Origin of the sequence: Streptomyces sp. NPDC096012, assembly GCF_040426375.1 — a bacterium.
Taxonomy (GTDB): domain Bacteria; phylum Actinomycetota; class Actinomycetes; order Streptomycetales; family Streptomycetaceae; genus Streptomyces.
The window spans coordinates 32,535-47,736 of record NZ_JBEOTD010000027.1 but is presented as its reverse complement, the minus strand read 5'-3'; the positions used below and the strand labels follow the sequence as shown (position 1 = coordinate 47,736).

Sequence of the window (15,202 nt, the reverse complement as noted above, 5' to 3'; positions counted from 1 at the left end):
CGTGCGCGCCGCCTCCCCACCACACCACGAAGGCCGCCTTAGCGTGAGTCCCCACGGCGCCCGCGCCCGCGGGCCCGGCGACACAACAAGGAGCCGAACCGGTGCGCATCACGCCACGCAAAGGGCGACTCGTCGTCGTCACAGCCCTGGCTGCCTTACTAGGTCTCGCCTCACCCGCCTGGGCCGCACCGTCCAACACCACGCTGACGGCCACGCCGCAATCCACCGCGGTGGGAGCTCCGGTGCAACTGCAGGCGACCGTCAACTGTCCTGCCGACCCCACCGACGGCCTCGGGGTGACGTTCTTCGACGACCACACCCTGCTCGGCACCGTACCCGCCAACGCCACCGGCCAGGCCGGCTTCACCACCACCTTCACCACCACAGGCACACACACCATCACCGCCGCCTACAACGGCAACACCGAATGCGACGCTTCCTCCGCCACCACCGGCGTCCAAGTCACCGCCGCCCCGACACCGCCCGCTGCAACACCAGGCCTGTGCCTCCTCGCATGCAATGGTCTGATCACCTTCACCGGCGTCAACGGCGACCTCACCAACAACATCGGCATGCCCGCCCTCGTCAAAGCCCTCAAGCAGCCCCCGCTCCAGGACCGGGGCCCCGCAGCGTAGTCACATGACCTCCGCCTCCCGATCAACCGAACGTAGGCGGAATCCTCGCCACCGGCGAGGCGTTGGGCCGTCGATGCGCTCGTGTCGCCGCTGATGCGGTTGCGGACTTCCTGGTCGGCCCCTCCCGGTCCAAGCCGAGGAAAGCCGTGATCTTCCCCGGGCGACTGACGGGCCTTCCCCGATCCGCCGGTCCTCTCCCGCGCCCTCGGACCACCGTTCGTCATCCGGGAGAGCTTCGCGGACCTCGCTGAACAGCGCCGGCGTCAACGACTCCAGATCAGGCTGCCTCTGCGCACCAGGCACCGCAGCCTTCGCAGGTCGCGTCGCGCACGATCTATGAGTCGATGCACGGATGGACTGGGCGGCCTCCGGCCGAGCTCGGGCGGCACGTCGACCGTGACCGATCTCCGCGACTCAGCCCGCAGTCCCTGCGGGCCGCCGCTCCAGCGGCCACGACCGACGCCGTCGTGGCCGGCCTGGGCCGCGGAGGTGTTGCGCCGCTTGTCGGCCGTCGGCCGATCGGACGGGAAAACCCGCGTGGGGGGCGAGGCGGGTCTTCGTCGTCAGGCCGCCACGGGACCGTCCGGGGGCATGATCGTCCGGCAGCCGGCAAGGAGTCGGGCGACCATGGCCCGCGCGTGCTCACGGTCGTATCCCGGGCCCAGGATGCACAGGTTGCCGACCGCTCGCATCAGTGTGTACGCGGTGACGTCCGGGTCGAGCTCGCCCCGGGCCGTCGCGGCGTCGAGGAGCGAGGCGCAGGCCGGGACCAGTGTGTCGAGCATCAAGGAGTGCAGGCTCTGCAGGCTGGGGTCCTCGGACTGGAGTGCCGCCCCCAGTCCGTGCTTCGTGACGAGGAACTCCACGAACGCGTCCATCCATCGCGACAGGGCCTCGCCCGGCCTCGGCGACCCGGCGAGATCGGCGGCGAGTCGCGCGCACTCGTCCACCTGGTGCCGGTAGACGGCTACGACCAACTCCGCCCGGGTGGGGAAGTGGCGGTACACGGTGCCCAGGCCCACGCCGGCCCGGCCGGCGATGTCGCGGATGGGCGCCTGGACCCCTTGCTCGACGAACACCTGCGCCGCGGCCGCGAGCAGGGACTGGCGAGTGCGCTCGGCGCCCGCCGCTCTGGAGCCGGCCGATCGGGACAAGATCTCACCTCTAGTTCGCGGAACATTGTTCCGCTAATGTTGGCGGAACGTCGTTCCGCCAAGTATGCGGCACGTGCCTTTCTCACAGGAAGTCTGCACATGTTCACTCCTGGGCAATCCTGGACGAAGACCGTCGCGATCAAGCCCATCACCGTTCCCACCGGTGACCGGGCGGTGCCCTTGCAGGTCAAGGTGACCGCACCGGCCGAGGGCCGCGGCCTTCCGGTCATCGTGTTCTCCCACGGCAACGCGTGGTCGATGGACGGCTACGGGCCGCTGGTTGACCGTTGGGCCGCCGCCGGCTTCGTCGTCGTGCAGCCGACCCACCTGGACTCGCGCCGTAACGCCATAGGGTTCGACGATCCGCGCTTCGGCACCATCTGGCGCGTGCGCATCGACGACCTCCACGCGGTGCTGGACCACCTCGACGCCATCCTGGCCGAGGCGGGCGACCTGATCGACCGCGCCGACCGGACGAGCGTCGCCCTCGTCGGACACTCCTGGGGAGCCCAGACCGTCGGCACCCTGCTGGGCGCCCGCGTGTTCGACGCCCAGGGCACCGCGGGCGAGGACTTCTCCCACGGCGGAGCGAAGGCGGGCGTGCTCATCGCGGCGACCGGCACGGGCGACTCGCTCACGCCGTTCGCCGTCGGCCACTTGCCCTTCATGAGGCCGGACTACTCCACCATGACCACGCCGGCGCTCGTCGTCGCGGGCGACAAGGACCAGTCGAAGATGTCCACGCGGGGACCGGACTGGTTCCTCGACGCCTTCCACCTCAGCCCCGCCCCCAAGCGCCTCCTCGTCGTCCCCGGCGGAGAGCACACCCTGGGCGGCATCGCCGGGGAGGCCGTGAGCGAGACCACCGACACGGACGCCGACCGGGTCGCCCTCGTCGCCGACGCTGTCACCGCGTACCTCCTCGACGCCCTCGACCGCGACCCCGATGCGTGGTCCCGCTTCCGTGCCGACACCGAAGCCGTCGAGAAGGCGTCCTTCCAGCACAAGGACTGACCCGGCCCAGTGCTGCCCCCTCCCGGCCCGTCGCGCGCCGCACGGCGGCGGCGGGCCGAGAGGCCTCTCGCACACCGCGCCGGTAATGCACCGAAGCCCGGCGGCCAAAGCCGGAAGTCCACGATGAGCCACGCCCTGGTCAGCCGCTGCTCCCGTCCTCCGGAGCAGCGCCCCTCAGGATTCGCAGCCCCTGGAGATGCCATGACCGACCACATCGCCATCCCCGCCCGCGCGGGCGACGACCTGTCCGGACCGCTCGTCTCGGTCGCTCCGGTCGCCTTCCCCTCCCGCGACCGCCCGGTGGAACTGCAGGTACGACTGACCGCGCCGATGACGGACCGGGCGCTGCCCATCGTCGTCCTGTCGCACGGGCACGGTCCGTCCCAGTACGTCTCGTCGCTCTACGGCTACGCCCCGCTCGCCAACTATCTCGCGGCCAGCGGGTTCGCGGTCCTTCAGCCGACCCACCTGGACTCGGCCACCCTCGGCCTGCGGCACGCCGACAGCCCCGAAGCCCCCTTGTACTGGCGCTCCCGCGCACGCGACGTGTCGTCGGTGCTGGACCACCTGGGTGTTCTCGACAAGGTCGTCCCGGACGTGGCGGCCCGCATGGACACCGGCAGGATCGCCGTCGTCGGCCATTCGATGGGCGGCCACACGGCGAGCATGGTACTGGGCGCCCAGCCGCGCGACCCCGCCACGGGGCACAGGGTGAACGCGAGGGACGAGCGAGTGAGCGCCGGAGTGGTGATGGCCGCGCCGGGACGCGGAGGTGACGCCCTCCATCCCCGTGCCGCCCGTCACTATCCCGTCCTCAACGACACCGACTTCACCACCATGGCACCTCCGACCCTGGTCGTGGCAGGGGACCAGGACCACGCCCACCACCTGAACGTCGTCGGGGCCGCGTGGCAGACCGACGCCTTTCACCTGTCGCCCGGGCTCAAGTTCCTTCTCGACGTCCACGGCGGTGAGCACAGCCTCGGAGGGATATCCGGCTACGACTCCGCGGAGACGACGGACGAGAACCTCACTCGCGCACTCCTGGTCCTGGAGACCACCGCAGCGTTCCTGCGCACCCAACTGGGCGTCGACGACCGGGCGTGGAGCGTGGCGACGGCACGGCTGGCCCGCGAACACGCCGCCTTGGCAACGGTCCACGAGAGGCGGAAGGACATTCCTCGATGGACGGACGCACAGTTGCGCCGCGTCCAGCAGGGCGATGACTTCCACGTCGCGCCGGATCGGGACGCCGACCGGACGCCCGGCCGGTTCATCTGGGTGTGGGCGGTGGCCCTCGGCGGCGACGTCTACGTCAGGTCGGCGACGCGGAACTCGCGATGGGTCCACTCCGCCGTGACGTATGGGCGCGGCGCGGTCGCCGTCGCGGACAGGGAACTGCGGGTGGAGTTCTCGCCGGTCGACGACGAGGCGGCGAAGGACCGGGCCGACGAGGCGTTCCGCGTCAAGTACTCCAAGGATCCGTACTTCTCCGAGGACCTGCTCAAGAACTCGCGACACCAGATCGTCCGCATCCGTCCGCTCGGCCCCTGACGGGCCCGCACGGTCGTGCGACGTCCTGCGTACGACGGTAAGGGCTGTCCCGTAACGGCTGATCTTGGCGGCATGATCTTGTCGTGCCTGGTCTGATCACGGCGTCGGAGCCGTCCTGGATAGTCCCTTTCGCCGGGCTGAGCCCGCGGCAGTTCGGCAAGCTGGTCACCACTCTGCGGCGCGAAGGCGCGGACTCGGCCTGCAAGGGCCGACCGTGGAGCCTGCCGCTGCATGATCGGGTCTTGCTGGTCACCGCGTATTGGCGCACGAACCTGACGCGGCGGCAGCTCGGCCCGCTGTTCGGTGTATCCAAGTCGGCTGCCGCGCGGATCATTGGGCATCTCGGACCGTTACTCGCCCTGCGGCAGCGCAAGCGGTTCCGCAAGGAGGCCGTGCTGATCGTGGACGGCACCCTGGTCCCCACCCGTGATCACACTGTCGCCGAGCAGTCGAAGAACTATCGGTACTCGACCAACCACCAGGTCGTCATCGACGCCGACACCCGGCTCGTCGTCACGGTCGGCCGGCCCCTGCCCGGCAACCGGAACGGCTGCAAGGCATGGGAACTGTCCGGAGCCAAAGCCGCTGTCGGAAAGGCCGTTGTCATCGCCGACGGTGGATGCCGGGGCACGGGCCTGGTCATCCCGCACCGCCGGGAGCGCGGTGAGGACGAACTTCCCGCCTGGAAGGAGGAGCACAACGCTTCCCACCCTGAAGTCCGGGCCCGTGTCGAGCACGTCTTCGCCCGTATGAAGACCTGGAAGATCCTTCGCGACTGCCGTCTGAAGGGCGATGGTGTCCACCATGCCATGCTCGGCATCGCCCGCGTGCACAATGTGATCCTCACCGGCTAGGACCAGACGGGATGTGCCTGGTCAGCCGGGCTTTGTCATCCCGCCCAAGGGAGTCCGGCGTGGCGACAGCTTGCGGTGGCTGATCCGCCAGCCGTCAGCGGTGCGCACGACGGTGTCGTCGTAGGAGACGGAACCGCAGGAGCCGTCCGCCTTGATACCCAGCCCCTTGGAACGGACCTGCACCCGGCCGTCCGCCAACGCCGTGACGACGACGTTGGTGACGTGATGGGCGACAGGGTTGGCCCCTCCCAGCGCCCATGCCGCTTCTCGGATGGCCGCCACCCCGGACAGCGGCTCCTGGCCGAACTCGGTGAGGTCGTAGACCACATCGGCGGTGAACAACTCCTCTAACCGGTCAAGGCTTCCGTCGTCAACAAGATGACCATGCAGCGACACCAGTTCGGTGATGGCCAAGCGATCTTCCAGAGCGAGCGACACACGCGTCCTCTCTGACCCGGCGTGGAAAGCACCAGGCCAAGCATCGATCCGACGTCAGCACGGCACCACACTGCTCAACGAGTTGGAACGCATCCGACAAGAGCAGGGCCGTGCACGTCGTGATCGTCTCTTACCGACGGTCAGCCTGCCACCGACTTGTCCACCTGTGCTCTATCACCGTCAGCCGAAGCACGGCCTACGGGACAGCCCTTACTCAGGACACCTGGATGCCACCGTCGCGGGAGAGGACGACTCCGGTAATGCGGGAGGCGCGGTCGCCGAGCAGCCGGACGGCGGCCTGGGCGACCTCCACACGGGGCTTGAATGTGACCGGTCGTTTGCTGAAGTGGCGTCAGGGCATCCGGTTTTTCATGGATCACAGTGCGATAGTGCGTACCGCCTCGGAAAGCGGTGGCTCCAGCCCTGTTCTGATCTTGTTCCTGTGCCTGTTCCTGGTCATGGGTCTGGTGCAGGTCATCCGGCCTCAGTTGCTGTGGCGGCTGAACAGTCGTATGCAGCGGGGCTGGGTGAAAAATCCTGAGGGGACCGAGCCCACCGGCAAGGGGTACGTCATGCAGCGGGTGACAGGGGTCGTCTTCCTGGCAGTCGCTACTTGGATGCTGATCCAGCAGATCTGACCCAGGGCCAGGCACGCCGGTGGGATCCGGGCTGGGTATCCCGTGAAGCCGGCAAGAAGGAGCAGGCGACCACGTGCACGGAGGGCACGTATGCGACAGCGGCCCGATCCTCGTGTCCCGGCACGGTGGACGAGGCCGGGAAACCGGTGGGGCCCGCGACTGTACTGGCCCGTGCTCGCCATCACTATCGGCCTGCTGGTGTGGCGCGTGCTGGGCAAGGACAGCCTGAGCCGCATCGTGACAGCGGCCGTCCTGGTCCTGGTGTGGTCCTGCCTACTGACAGCCAATTGGTCCGCACATCGCAAGCAAGGCAAGGGGAGAGTCATGACGCAGAAGAGTGAGAACGACCACGGCAACCGGTTCTGCAAGGCCTGTGGCACGCCCGCCGAGGACGGGAAACTGTGCAACCATTGCGGCGCCGTCCTGGACCTCCCGGATGGTGCAGGGCTGGTCGAAGACCAAGGTGCGGCGGTGCGACGCGACTTCGAGGACCGCACCACCGGACAGCAAGAGCAAAGTTGAGCGGAACAGCAAAAGGCGAACCCCGGTCTGCTGAACGGCGTACGCGGGGGTACACGGGCCGGCATGGCATCCAAGACTGATCGCATCATGTCCCTGCGGGCCGTGCGGCAACTGCGCCTGGTCCGCGCTTTCTACGCAGTGGGCGCCCTGGTGTGGGCGACATCGACGGCCTGGACGAGCTGGCAGTCTCCCGGGAGCCGGCAGATGTGGGTGTCCGTCCTCCTTCTGGCCATCTTCACCGGCCTTCTGCTCACGGCCTCCCTGTGGCTCCAGCGCCTTCAAGCCGCGGGCTCGGCCGGTCCCGCGCACCACGCCGCACCACGGCGGGCGGCCGGGTCACGCCACGCGCATGCCTGACCTGCCGGGCCAAGGCCCGGACATCCCGGCTCCGTTCCCGGCGTCTGCAATGGCGATGGCGGGGCATACGGGCTTCATCCCCGAGTGAGAGGAGCTCGTGATGCTTGGCATAGTCGCGGCGGTGCTGTTCTTCTTCGCGTTTCTGATCAACGCCGCTGATATCAGTACCAATGATGCGTTCTCGTCGACGAACGTCATGTTGCTGGGGCTGACGGCTCTGGCTTTGCATGTGGCCGGAGTGGGTGCCGGCTGGGCCCGCAGACGCTGACCCCACCCTGCCTCTCTTCCGGTGACAGGCCGTCACCGGAAGAGAGGCAGACCTATGTGTAGCTCGTGCCGCGTCAGGCAGCGTTTGCCTCGGATGAAGGGTGATCTCCCGGCGGACTCCCCGGACCGTCAGGTTGACGAGATGAAGATCCTTCATCTGTCCGATACGCACCTCGACCGTGCAGGGGCCCCCACGCCGACGGTGCCGACGGCACCGCGGCACTGCGGCGCCTGCTCGCCGACCTGGTCCACCTGAGCGGCCTTGATGCTGTCATCGTTACGGGTGGGCGCAAAGGTGGGCGGCACGCATCGGCCATGCCGGCCTGGTGGCCGAACCGGTGCGCGTGCGCGAGATTGACCATGAGGAGGGCCGGAGCCTGCCGCGGATCATCCTTCGCGGCACCGGCTCGGTGATGACCTGGCGGGCGGCCCCGGAGCATGCCGGTGACGAAGATCGCCAGGGTGTCGTTCACCAGCACGGACCGGGTCCGCGCCGCCCGTGTCGAGCACCTGTACGCCATCGCCGACGGCGAGGTCACACCCGAAGAAGGCAAGCCCGACGCGGTGTTGTGGAGAGATGGGTTCGGGCCCCTCAGCCTGATGCCGCACCCGGGGCGGCAGTGGGCCGACCGCAGTGGCAGGCGCAAGAACCCCGACCGCGAACCCAGCGGGCCACGCGATCCCACAGGCCATCAGGCACAAGATCATCCGACACCCTCAGAACTCTGCCGCCCGCCGGCCCAACCGCCAGGCCCCTGAACCAGAACTCCGTCCGAAATGATCAGCAGGGGAGGCCTTCCCGGTGGGGTGCCTGCGGCCGGCGGTCCGCGCCCACGCGACGAGTCCGTTCTCGCGAGCCGAATGCGGGCGGCAGATTCAGGGAGCCGCGTACATGTGGGAACCGTGGGCAGAGCGCAGGGGCCGGCCCGATCAGTTGGCCGACGTGTTCCGTGTCATCTCGGCCGCCTCGGTGATGGCGCGTTGTCTGAGTTCGCCGAACAACTGCATCGTGACGGCGGTCAGGACGTCGTCCCCGCCAACGGTCCGCCCGTCCACGCGGCGGGTGGACAGGGTGACGAGGGGGTCCTTGAGCAGCGGGGCCGGGGCTGGCTCGCCGGGCACCACCAGACCGACCCTCCCGAACCGCTTGGCCCCGCCCTCGCGGACGACCTTGGCCGCGTCCCGGGCCAGGGCCGTCAGGAACACGCTTGCGATTCCGTCCAGGTCGCGGACCATCGCCGGGACCGCCCTCACCCCCCGGCTCCCCAGCAGTCTTCTCACCCCGGCCTCGAACCGGTGGGCACCGGCCACACCACTCGGTGTACGCACCCCGCGGCGCTCACGCAGAGACACGAGCGCACCGTCGGCGTCGCGCAGCTCGCCCAGCAGGCCGTGGAAGGTCGGGCTGTGCAGGTACCACGCCGATCCCACCTCCACCTCGACGTTCCGGTCGATCGCCGAGATGAGGTCCTTGGGAATCAGTCTCTTCCTGGCCTCCTCGGCCGCCGCGCTTCTCGCGCCGTCGATGATCTCCGTCAGAACGGTCCGCGTCACCGACGCGGCGGCCCACGCGGCCGGCCGGGAGACGTGCAACGAGGTCACGTCCCTGAACACCGCTTTGACGAGCTGAGGCTTGAACGGCAGGCCGGTCACAGCGGAAGCGGTCTGCGTACCGCTGAGCTCGGTGCGTAGGGGTTGTGTGGTCATCGAAGAATGTGCTTTCTGCTATCGGGGGTGTCAGTGGCCCATGCCGCACCAGGCGGCGAGACCACGAAGGTCTGCGGAGCGCGCCGAGCCGGTACAAGGTCTGTCGGGCGGGGCCGCCGGCACACGGTGCAGGCGGCCCCGCCCGGGCGACGCGCTGTGGTGCGGCGCCGTGCCGGTCAGGCGACCTGGTACCTGCCGACTTCCAGGAAGTGGCGCAGTGCTTCCGGTGTGTTGTCGTCGAGGGCGGCGTTGGCTGCCGCGCGCAGGGCCGGGCTGATGGACGGGTCGGCGAGGACGCGGGCGATGGCGACGCGGTCGTCCTCGGCCTGGGCGATGCGGTAGCCGGTCTCCAGCCAGGCGCGCATCGCCTCGGGGTCGTTGGCGTCCAGGAGGGCGTCGGCTTCTCGTGTCACACGCCGGCCGCTGTCCGGGTCGGCGAGAATCCGGGCTATGGCCACCCTCAGGTCGTCGGCGTCCGGCCCGTCCGCGGATGAGGAGATGGCGGGCACCGTGACCGCGGTCGGTGCCGCCGTGGCGGCGAAGGACGGGGTGGCGAGCAGGAGGGCCGGGGCGAGGATGCCCGCGGCGATGCCGGGCGCTACGCGATGCAGTCGCAAGGGGAATGCTCCTTTTCATTCGCTGTGGAGGTGAGTTGAGGACGCCTCAGGGCGTTCTCTCAGTGATGCTGCCACCTGGGTCTGACAGTGGCAGTTGCCCCGCTGCGGTCGCAGGGCAGCGTCGCCGCGGACGTGGCCGGTGTTGCATGGCGGCTCGCCTTCGAGAAGGGCGGCCTTGAGCACGGCTCATCCGCGTCCCGGGCCCGCTCGCCGTAGTGGGCGAAGGTGTCGAGGTTGGCCTCGAGCTCGGCGGCCACGTCCAGGTAGGGGATCTTCGCGCGGAGCGCGGCCTCGATCGCCGGGCCGGTGGTCGAGGCGAAGGGGCCGGCGCAGTTGATGACCGCCGCCGTTCCCGCCAGGGCCCGGTCCAGCGAGGCCGAATCGTCGACCGACGCCACCCGGGCCTCCAACCCGTGCTTGGCGGCCAGCTCTTGCAAGGTCTGCGCGTTGCGCCCTGACAGCACCGTTGGACGTTCGTGGCCAGTGGCGCCCCGTTGCGTGACGACATCCTCGTGCGTACCGATGCCGCGTCGGTGGAGCAGTGCCTCGAAGCCTGCCTGCCCCGCCTGCGTGAACTGGGCTTTTCTTTTCCCGGCGACGGGGATCGAGCAGGCAGCGATGAGCGGTGAGCCGACTGGGCGCGATGGGGGACCACGCTCCGCCGGGACCGCGGACGATCATGGTCCGACTCGCGTGAGCGCGCTGACCCGGTTCTCCTCCTCGCATCGGGCCTTGTGCTGGGCTCGCCCGACAAACCAGCCCGCTGCGCACCGCGACAGCTGAGCAGCATCCGAAGGACCGCATTGGTCTGCGCCTCCCGTCATGCCGATAGATCTTCGTGTGCAGTGCATTCATCGCCGCGGAGCTCGTCTCCTCGGGCCGCCGCGATCGACGGCGCGCCACTCGGTTCGGACGACGGACGCGCTGCCCGCGACCGGACGGATACCGCCGATATACCGCCGCTCTCCCCCGGTCGTGCAGGGTGAAGCTCGGACAAGCCGCGGTGGAGCCGCTGCCTCGGTGATCGGCTGTCGGGAGAGCATCGATGTCTGGAAACGTAAGGAGCGAACGTCCCTCGCCCGGGTTATCGGGTGTCGACCATGACGGGCCCCCGGTCAGCGCGCTCCGCGTCGACGCCGTGCCGGGGGGCCGAAGCGCCGATCGCACCCATTGGCCGCGGATCCCGAGCGGCAGCGGCCCCCACGCCCGCCCACTGCGGCAGAGGGGCGTGTCATGACCTATCTTCATGATCCGCATCACCGTGCGGTACCTCATGAGCAGTCGCACGGTGGGCAGGTGCCTCGGCAGCGGTCGGCCAGGCCGTACCCCCGTGACGACCGCGAGGCGGCGGATTTCCGGATGCGGATCGGCATCCGCGCCGCGGCAGGGACGAGAGGCTTCCACAGCTTCGTGTGCTCCGACTGCAACCTCGGCTTCGGCCGGCACGTGCACCTCCACCTCCGGTCGGCGGCGTCCGAGGTCGGCAAGGCGCGCGCGGCGGTGGGCGAGGCCCTCCTGTCCTGGGGGTGCCCGTCCGCAGTCGTCGACGACAGCCGCTTACTCGTCAGCGAGTTGCTCGCGAACGCGATCAAGTACGCACCCGACACTTGGATCACCCTGGACCTGATGCAGATCGGTGACCGCCTGTTGGTGGAGGTCACCGACGGGTCCGCGGCACAGCCCGTCGTCCACCAGGCGGGTCCCCAGGAGGAGCAGGGCCGAGGGATGTTCCTCGTGCAGGCGATCGCGTCCGCCTGGGGTGCGCGCCGGGACCGCCGTGGCCGTAAGACCACCTGGTGCACCGTCGCCATCGACGGAAGCGGCGGGACGCCGCCTCGATGACGCGCGTGGGCAGGCCGGGGGCGGCGTCGCGGCTCCGTACCGATCGCCGTACCCCGGGCGGCGACCTGCGACGCACACGGCGGAAGACGCGAACGACAAGACGCGAACAGCAGAAGACGAATACACCTCCGAACACCCGGCATCGACCTGAGCCGGCACCGGTGGTCGGGTAGGCCGCAGTTCCTGAGGGAGGACCAGTGAACGGCGTGACCGGAAGCATGGGCCGGAGTTCATCCGCGCTGGAACACAGCCACCTGTACGCGTGGGAGGTGCACCAGGTCTGCGACAGCAGACACCAGCAGGGTCCGTGCGGCACGTGTGCGACGGAGCAGAGCGCACGGGCCTGTATCGAGGCGGCCCTGTCCGCCGGGGCCCGCCCGGGCGTGCATTCCTGGGGGCTGCTCAGCCGCGTTCCGGCGCCGCGGCAGCCCGAGTCGTCCTGGCTGCCTACGCCGATCGCTCGGGCCGCGCTCGGGCCGGACGGGACGGTGGCCTGGCAACCGCCGGCCGGCCGGGGACTGGTACCGGTGAGGGCGCCGGAGGCCGGCCCGACGCAGTCCCGCGGTGAGAACCTGCCCTCCGTACTGGCCCGCTTCGGGGGCATGGTGCGGCGGTACCGGTCGGCGGCCGGACTCGCCCGCCGGGAGGTCGCCGAGCGGTTGCGGTGCGCCGAGGCGGAGGTCGAGCGGGTGGAGAACGCCGAGGGAATGCCCTCCCGCGGCTTCGCCGTCGAGGCCGACCGGCTGCTCGGCGCGGACGGCGCCTTGGCGGCTCTGTGGCCCTCCCTCGTCAAGTCCGCCTATCCGGACTGGTTCTGGCAGGTCATCGAGTTGGAGCAGCAGGCGAGTTTCGTCCAGGAATTCGAGACCGTCGCCATTCCCGGTCTGCTGCAGACCGAGGCCTACGCCCGGGCCGTCTTCACCACCGCCCATCCGGTGGCCCCGGCGCTGCGGATCGAGCAGTACGTGACCGCCCGCCTGGACCGGCAGCGCATTCTTGAGAGACGCGACCCACCGCAGATCATGATCACCCTCGACGAGGCGGTGCTCCGTCGGCGCGTCGGCGGGAGCCGGACCATGAGCGAGCAGCTCGGACACCTGGTGACGCTGGCCGAGCTGCCCAAGGTGCACCTTCAGGTCATCCCGTTCAGCGTGCGCGAGCACCCCGGGGGCATGACCCCGTTCCGCATCATGGGCTTCCGGGAGGGGCCGGACGTCCTCTACGGGGAGTCCTTCATCGGCGGCCAGGTGACCAACGACGCCCATCAACTCCGGCAGCACCAGCTCGCCTTCAACCTCATCCAGGCCAACGCGCTGTCCCCCCAGGACTCGCGCACCCTCATAAGCCGGCTGCGAAAGGAAATCGATGGTGGACCCGACTGAACTGCACTGGCGCAAGAGCAGCTACAGCATGGGAAACGGAGGAAACTGTGTGGAGGTCGCCGATGCCGGACACGCCGTCTATGTCCGGGACAGCAAGAACCCCGACGGCCCGGCATTCGGGTTCGGTCGGGAACCGTGGCATGCATTTCTCACGGCCCTGGGAGACGGCGGGGATCGGGCACTTACCCGCCCGGTGGCACCCCCCACCGCCGGTCGCACCCGAACGGCCGCGCCGCGGCTCCTCCTGAAGTGGCAGGATGCTTCGTCAGGGGCCGCCACCCCGCGTCCGTGCCCCCGCCACGCGCCTGACAGGCACGGGGAAGTCGTTCCCCCGGGCCGCTCGTACGGGCTGGCGGCACAGGTCGGAGTCCGTGAAGTGGCCCATGCCGCACCGCACTTCTAGACTGCCCCGGTGCCGTGAACTGTCGCGGCACCGATTCACCGGGGTTGTGGAGGCTCCGTGAGGCGACCCACGCACGCACGTGGATGTACGGCGCGCCCCCGAGCCGCCGACGCCGGATCCCGGCGCAGGACCCGGCCGCCCTCCGCGCCGCGGCCCGGTGCGTCTTCGTCGCGGCGCCGGGCACGCCAAGGATCGTTTCTCCCACTGGCTGAGGCCGGTGGTTCCCTCGAAGGAAGGTCCGACCATGGGTTCGATCGGCGCACAGGCGGTGGTCATCGGCGGGTCGATGGCAGGACTTGTCGCGGCGCGTGCGCTGGCCGACCGGTTCACCCGGGTGACCGTCGTGGACCGGGACGCATTGCCCGGGGACGCGCGAGACCGGCGAGGCGTGCCGCAGAGTGGCCATGCGCACGCGTTGCTGGTCAGCGGGCAGAGCACGCTCGAAGAGCTGTTTCCCGGTCTCACCGACGACCTCGTCGCGGGCGGGGCGGTGCCCTTCGATCCCGGATCGGACCTGCTCTTCCACCAGATGGGGGGCCATCGGACCCGCTTTGTCACCGGACTGCAGGGAATCAGCCTCAGCCGCGCCTTCCTGGAGCACGCGGTACGGGCCCGCGTGGCCGCGTTGCCCACCGTGGAGGTCCGCGACCTCCTCGCGGTGCGCGGGCTGACCGGGGCCGCCGGCAGGGTGACCGGGGTCGAACTGGACGGGGGCGAGGTCCTCGCCGCGGATCTGGTGGTGGACGCGACGGGACAGAGCGGGACGCGGTCCGACCGGTGGCTGCACGCCCTCGGCTGTTCCACCCCCGAGGTGGCCACCGTCAAGGTGGACGTCGGATACGCCACCCGCCTGCTGCGGCGCGGTGCCGACGACCGGTTGCTCGACGACGTACTGCTCTACCTGACAGCCGGCGTTCCCCCGCACGACAAGCGGGCGGCCGCCGTCTTCCCCGTCGAGGGCGACCGGTGGACGGTCACCCTGGCCGGCTGGCACGGGACCCACGCGCCCGTCGATCCGCAGGGGTTCGCCAAGTTCGCCGCCGAGCTGCCGACCCCCCACGTCGGAGAACTGGTCGCCCGCGCCGAGCCGGTGGGTGAGGAGGACGCGCGACGGTTCACCTATCCGCAGGCCCGGCGGCGTCTCTTCGAGCGGCTGCGGCAGCCTCCCTCGGGCTATGTCGCGATCGGTGACGCCCTGTGCAGTTTCAACCCGGTGTACGGGCAGGGCATGAGCGTCGCCGCCCTGGAAGCGGTGGAACTCGGCCGCTGCCTGGACCGGTTCGGCACCACGTCCTCGAGGATGGCCCGCGCCTACTACCGCGCGGCGGCCAAGGTGATCGCCGGCCCCTGGCAGGTGGCGACGGGCGGCGATTTCATGTACCCGGAGACGGTGGGCCGCCGGCCGCCGGGCACCGACCTGGTGAACCGCTATGTCCGCCAGGTGCTGCTGGCCAGCCACGTCTCGGTGGACGCGCACCGCGTCGTCCTCGACATGCAGCACCTGCTGGCTCCGCCGAGCGCGGCCCTGCGGCCCGCCACGGTCGTCCGCAGCCTGCTGGCCGCCCGCCGGTCGCCGGCCCGCGGGTGACGTCCGCTCTCCGGCCCTGAAGCGCGGCGCACCGGCGCCGCGCTCGGAGCACGGAGGGAGCAGAAGCGAATGGATCCCACCGGTTGCACGCGAGTCGGCAAGTACCTTGCCGCCCGCGGAGATTGCGCCCAGGATGTTCGAACCCCGCGCTCGGCGCTTTCGAGGTACCGCTGGAGGTCATAGGGTGGCTGTCCGTGGCCGGTTCCCCGGCTTCCGCACGTGTCCGGCTC

General features: G+C 69.9%; 17 protein-coding genes and 2 pseudogenes. 14 read left to right on the top strand and 5 right to left on the bottom strand.

Translation table 11 applies throughout. From position 1 onward, the window contains the following. The first annotated feature begins 101 nt into the window (after window positions 1-101). The gene (locus ABVB68_RS24230; RefSeq protein ID WP_353603215.1) at window positions 102-635 is read left to right on the top strand and encodes an Ig-like domain repeat protein; all 534 of its coding nucleotides are present in this window, start codon (window positions 102-104) and stop codon (window positions 633-635) included. 563 nt (window positions 636-1,198) lie between these two features. Here ABVB68_RS24230 and ABVB68_RS24225 read toward each other — a convergent pair. Then, window positions 1,199-1,789, bottom strand: a complete 591-nt coding sequence (locus ABVB68_RS24225) for a TetR/AcrR family transcriptional regulator (RefSeq protein ID WP_353603214.1) — start codon at window positions 1,787-1,789, stop codon at window positions 1,199-1,201. A 99-nt stretch (window positions 1,790-1,888) separates the two neighbouring features. On the opposite strand from ABVB68_RS24225, the gene ABVB68_RS24220 reads away from it, so the two are divergent. The 3 genes from ABVB68_RS24220 to ABVB68_RS24210 all read left to right on the top strand — a co-directional run bounded on the left by ABVB68_RS24220 (window position 1,889) and on the right by ABVB68_RS24210 (window position 5,211). After that, window positions 1,889-2,803, top strand: a complete 915-nt coding sequence (locus ABVB68_RS24220; RefSeq protein ID WP_353603213.1) for an alpha/beta hydrolase family protein — start codon at window positions 1,889-1,891, stop codon at window positions 2,801-2,803. 201 nt (window positions 2,804-3,004) lie between these two features. Continuing rightward, window positions 3,005-4,357, top strand: coding sequence for a DUF2255 family protein (locus ABVB68_RS24215; protein WP_353603212.1), 1,353 nt, complete (start codon window positions 3,005-3,007; stop codon window positions 4,355-4,357). An 83-nt stretch (window positions 4,358-4,440) separates the two neighbouring features. Then, window positions 4,441-5,211: a transposase gene (locus ABVB68_RS24210; protein ID WP_353603211.1), complete on the top strand. Its 771-nt coding sequence runs from the start codon at window positions 4,441-4,443 to the stop codon at window positions 5,209-5,211. A gap of 21 nt (window positions 5,212-5,232) precedes the next feature. Here the strand turns inward: ABVB68_RS24210 and ABVB68_RS24205 are convergent, their stop codons facing one another. After that, entirely contained in the window at window positions 5,233-5,625 is a 393-nt protein-coding gene (locus tag ABVB68_RS24205) for a nuclear transport factor 2 family protein (RefSeq protein WP_353603210.1), read from the bottom strand. Window positions 5,626-5,975: 350 nt separating this feature from the next. On the opposite strand from ABVB68_RS24205, the gene ABVB68_RS24200 reads away from it, so the two are divergent. The 5 genes and pseudogenes from ABVB68_RS24200 to ABVB68_RS24180 all read left to right on the top strand — a co-directional run. Beyond that, window positions 5,976-6,287, top strand: coding sequence for a DUF6199 family natural product biosynthesis protein (locus ABVB68_RS24200; protein ID WP_353603209.1), 312 nt, complete (start codon window positions 5,976-5,978; stop codon window positions 6,285-6,287). Window positions 6,288-6,458: 171 nt separating this feature from the next. Then, on the top strand, window positions 6,459-6,809 hold the full coding sequence (locus tag ABVB68_RS24195; RefSeq protein WP_353603208.1) for a zinc ribbon domain-containing protein: 351 nt from the start codon (window positions 6,459-6,461) through the stop codon (window positions 6,807-6,809). Window positions 6,810-6,872: 63 nt separating this feature from the next. Next, on the top strand, window positions 6,873-7,166 hold the full coding sequence (locus ABVB68_RS24190) for a hypothetical protein (RefSeq protein WP_353603207.1): 294 nt from the start codon (window positions 6,873-6,875) through the stop codon (window positions 7,164-7,166). Between the two features lie 100 nt (window positions 7,167-7,266). Beyond that, complete coding sequence (locus tag ABVB68_RS24185) at window positions 7,267-7,434, top strand: hypothetical protein (RefSeq protein ID WP_190201688.1); 168 nt, start codon at window positions 7,267-7,269, stop codon at window positions 7,432-7,434. A gap of 325 nt (window positions 7,435-7,759) precedes the next feature. Then, window positions 7,760-8,120, top strand: a pseudogene (locus ABVB68_RS24180) (hypothetical protein); the annotation flags it as partial. A gap of 243 nt (window positions 8,121-8,363) precedes the next feature. On the opposite strand, the gene ABVB68_RS24175 reads toward ABVB68_RS24180, so the two are convergent. From ABVB68_RS24175 to ABVB68_RS24165, 3 genes and pseudogenes are all read right to left on the bottom strand, one after another. Beyond that, window positions 8,364-9,140 (bottom strand): hypothetical protein, encoded by a 777-nt coding sequence (locus ABVB68_RS24175; RefSeq protein ID WP_353603206.1) that lies wholly within the window; start codon window positions 9,138-9,140, stop codon window positions 8,364-8,366. 176 nt (window positions 9,141-9,316) lie between these two features. Further along, a complete protein-coding gene (locus ABVB68_RS24170; protein ID WP_353603205.1) occupies window positions 9,317-9,757 on the bottom strand; it encodes an ALF repeat-containing protein in 441 nt (146 codons plus the stop codon). Window positions 9,758-9,948: 191 nt separating this feature from the next. Continuing rightward, a pseudogene (locus tag ABVB68_RS24165) lies at window positions 9,949-10,281 on the bottom strand (saccharopine dehydrogenase NADP-binding domain-containing protein); the annotation flags it as partial. Here ABVB68_RS24165 and ABVB68_RS24160 point away from each other — a divergent pair. From ABVB68_RS24160 to ABVB68_RS24140, 5 genes are all read left to right on the top strand, one after another. After that, entirely contained in the window at window positions 10,252-10,386 is a 135-nt protein-coding gene (locus tag ABVB68_RS24160; protein WP_353603204.1) for a hypothetical protein, read from the top strand. The pseudogene ABVB68_RS24165 and the gene ABVB68_RS24160 overlap by 30 nt on opposite strands. A 667-nt stretch (window positions 10,387-11,053) precedes the next feature. Continuing rightward, window positions 11,054-11,599: an ATP-binding protein gene (locus ABVB68_RS24155; RefSeq protein ID WP_353603203.1), complete on the top strand. Its 546-nt coding sequence runs from the start codon at window positions 11,054-11,056 to the stop codon at window positions 11,597-11,599. Between the two features lie 206 nt (window positions 11,600-11,805). After that, window positions 11,806-12,981 carry a helix-turn-helix domain-containing protein gene (locus ABVB68_RS24150; RefSeq protein ID WP_353603202.1) on the top strand — a complete coding sequence of 392 codons (1,176 nt, stop codon included), beginning with the start codon at window positions 11,806-11,808 and terminating at the stop codon, window positions 12,979-12,981. Beyond that, entirely contained in the window at window positions 12,965-13,384 is a 420-nt protein-coding gene (locus tag ABVB68_RS36995; protein WP_503006222.1) for a DUF397 domain-containing protein, read from the top strand. The genes ABVB68_RS24150 and ABVB68_RS36995 overlap by 17 nt, the downstream gene beginning before the upstream one ends. A 244-nt stretch (window positions 13,385-13,628) precedes the next feature. Further along, window positions 13,629-14,972, top strand: coding sequence for an FAD-dependent oxidoreductase (locus tag ABVB68_RS24140; RefSeq protein ID WP_353603201.1), 1,344 nt, complete (start codon window positions 13,629-13,631; stop codon window positions 14,970-14,972). Window positions 14,973-15,202: the final 230 nt, after the last annotated feature.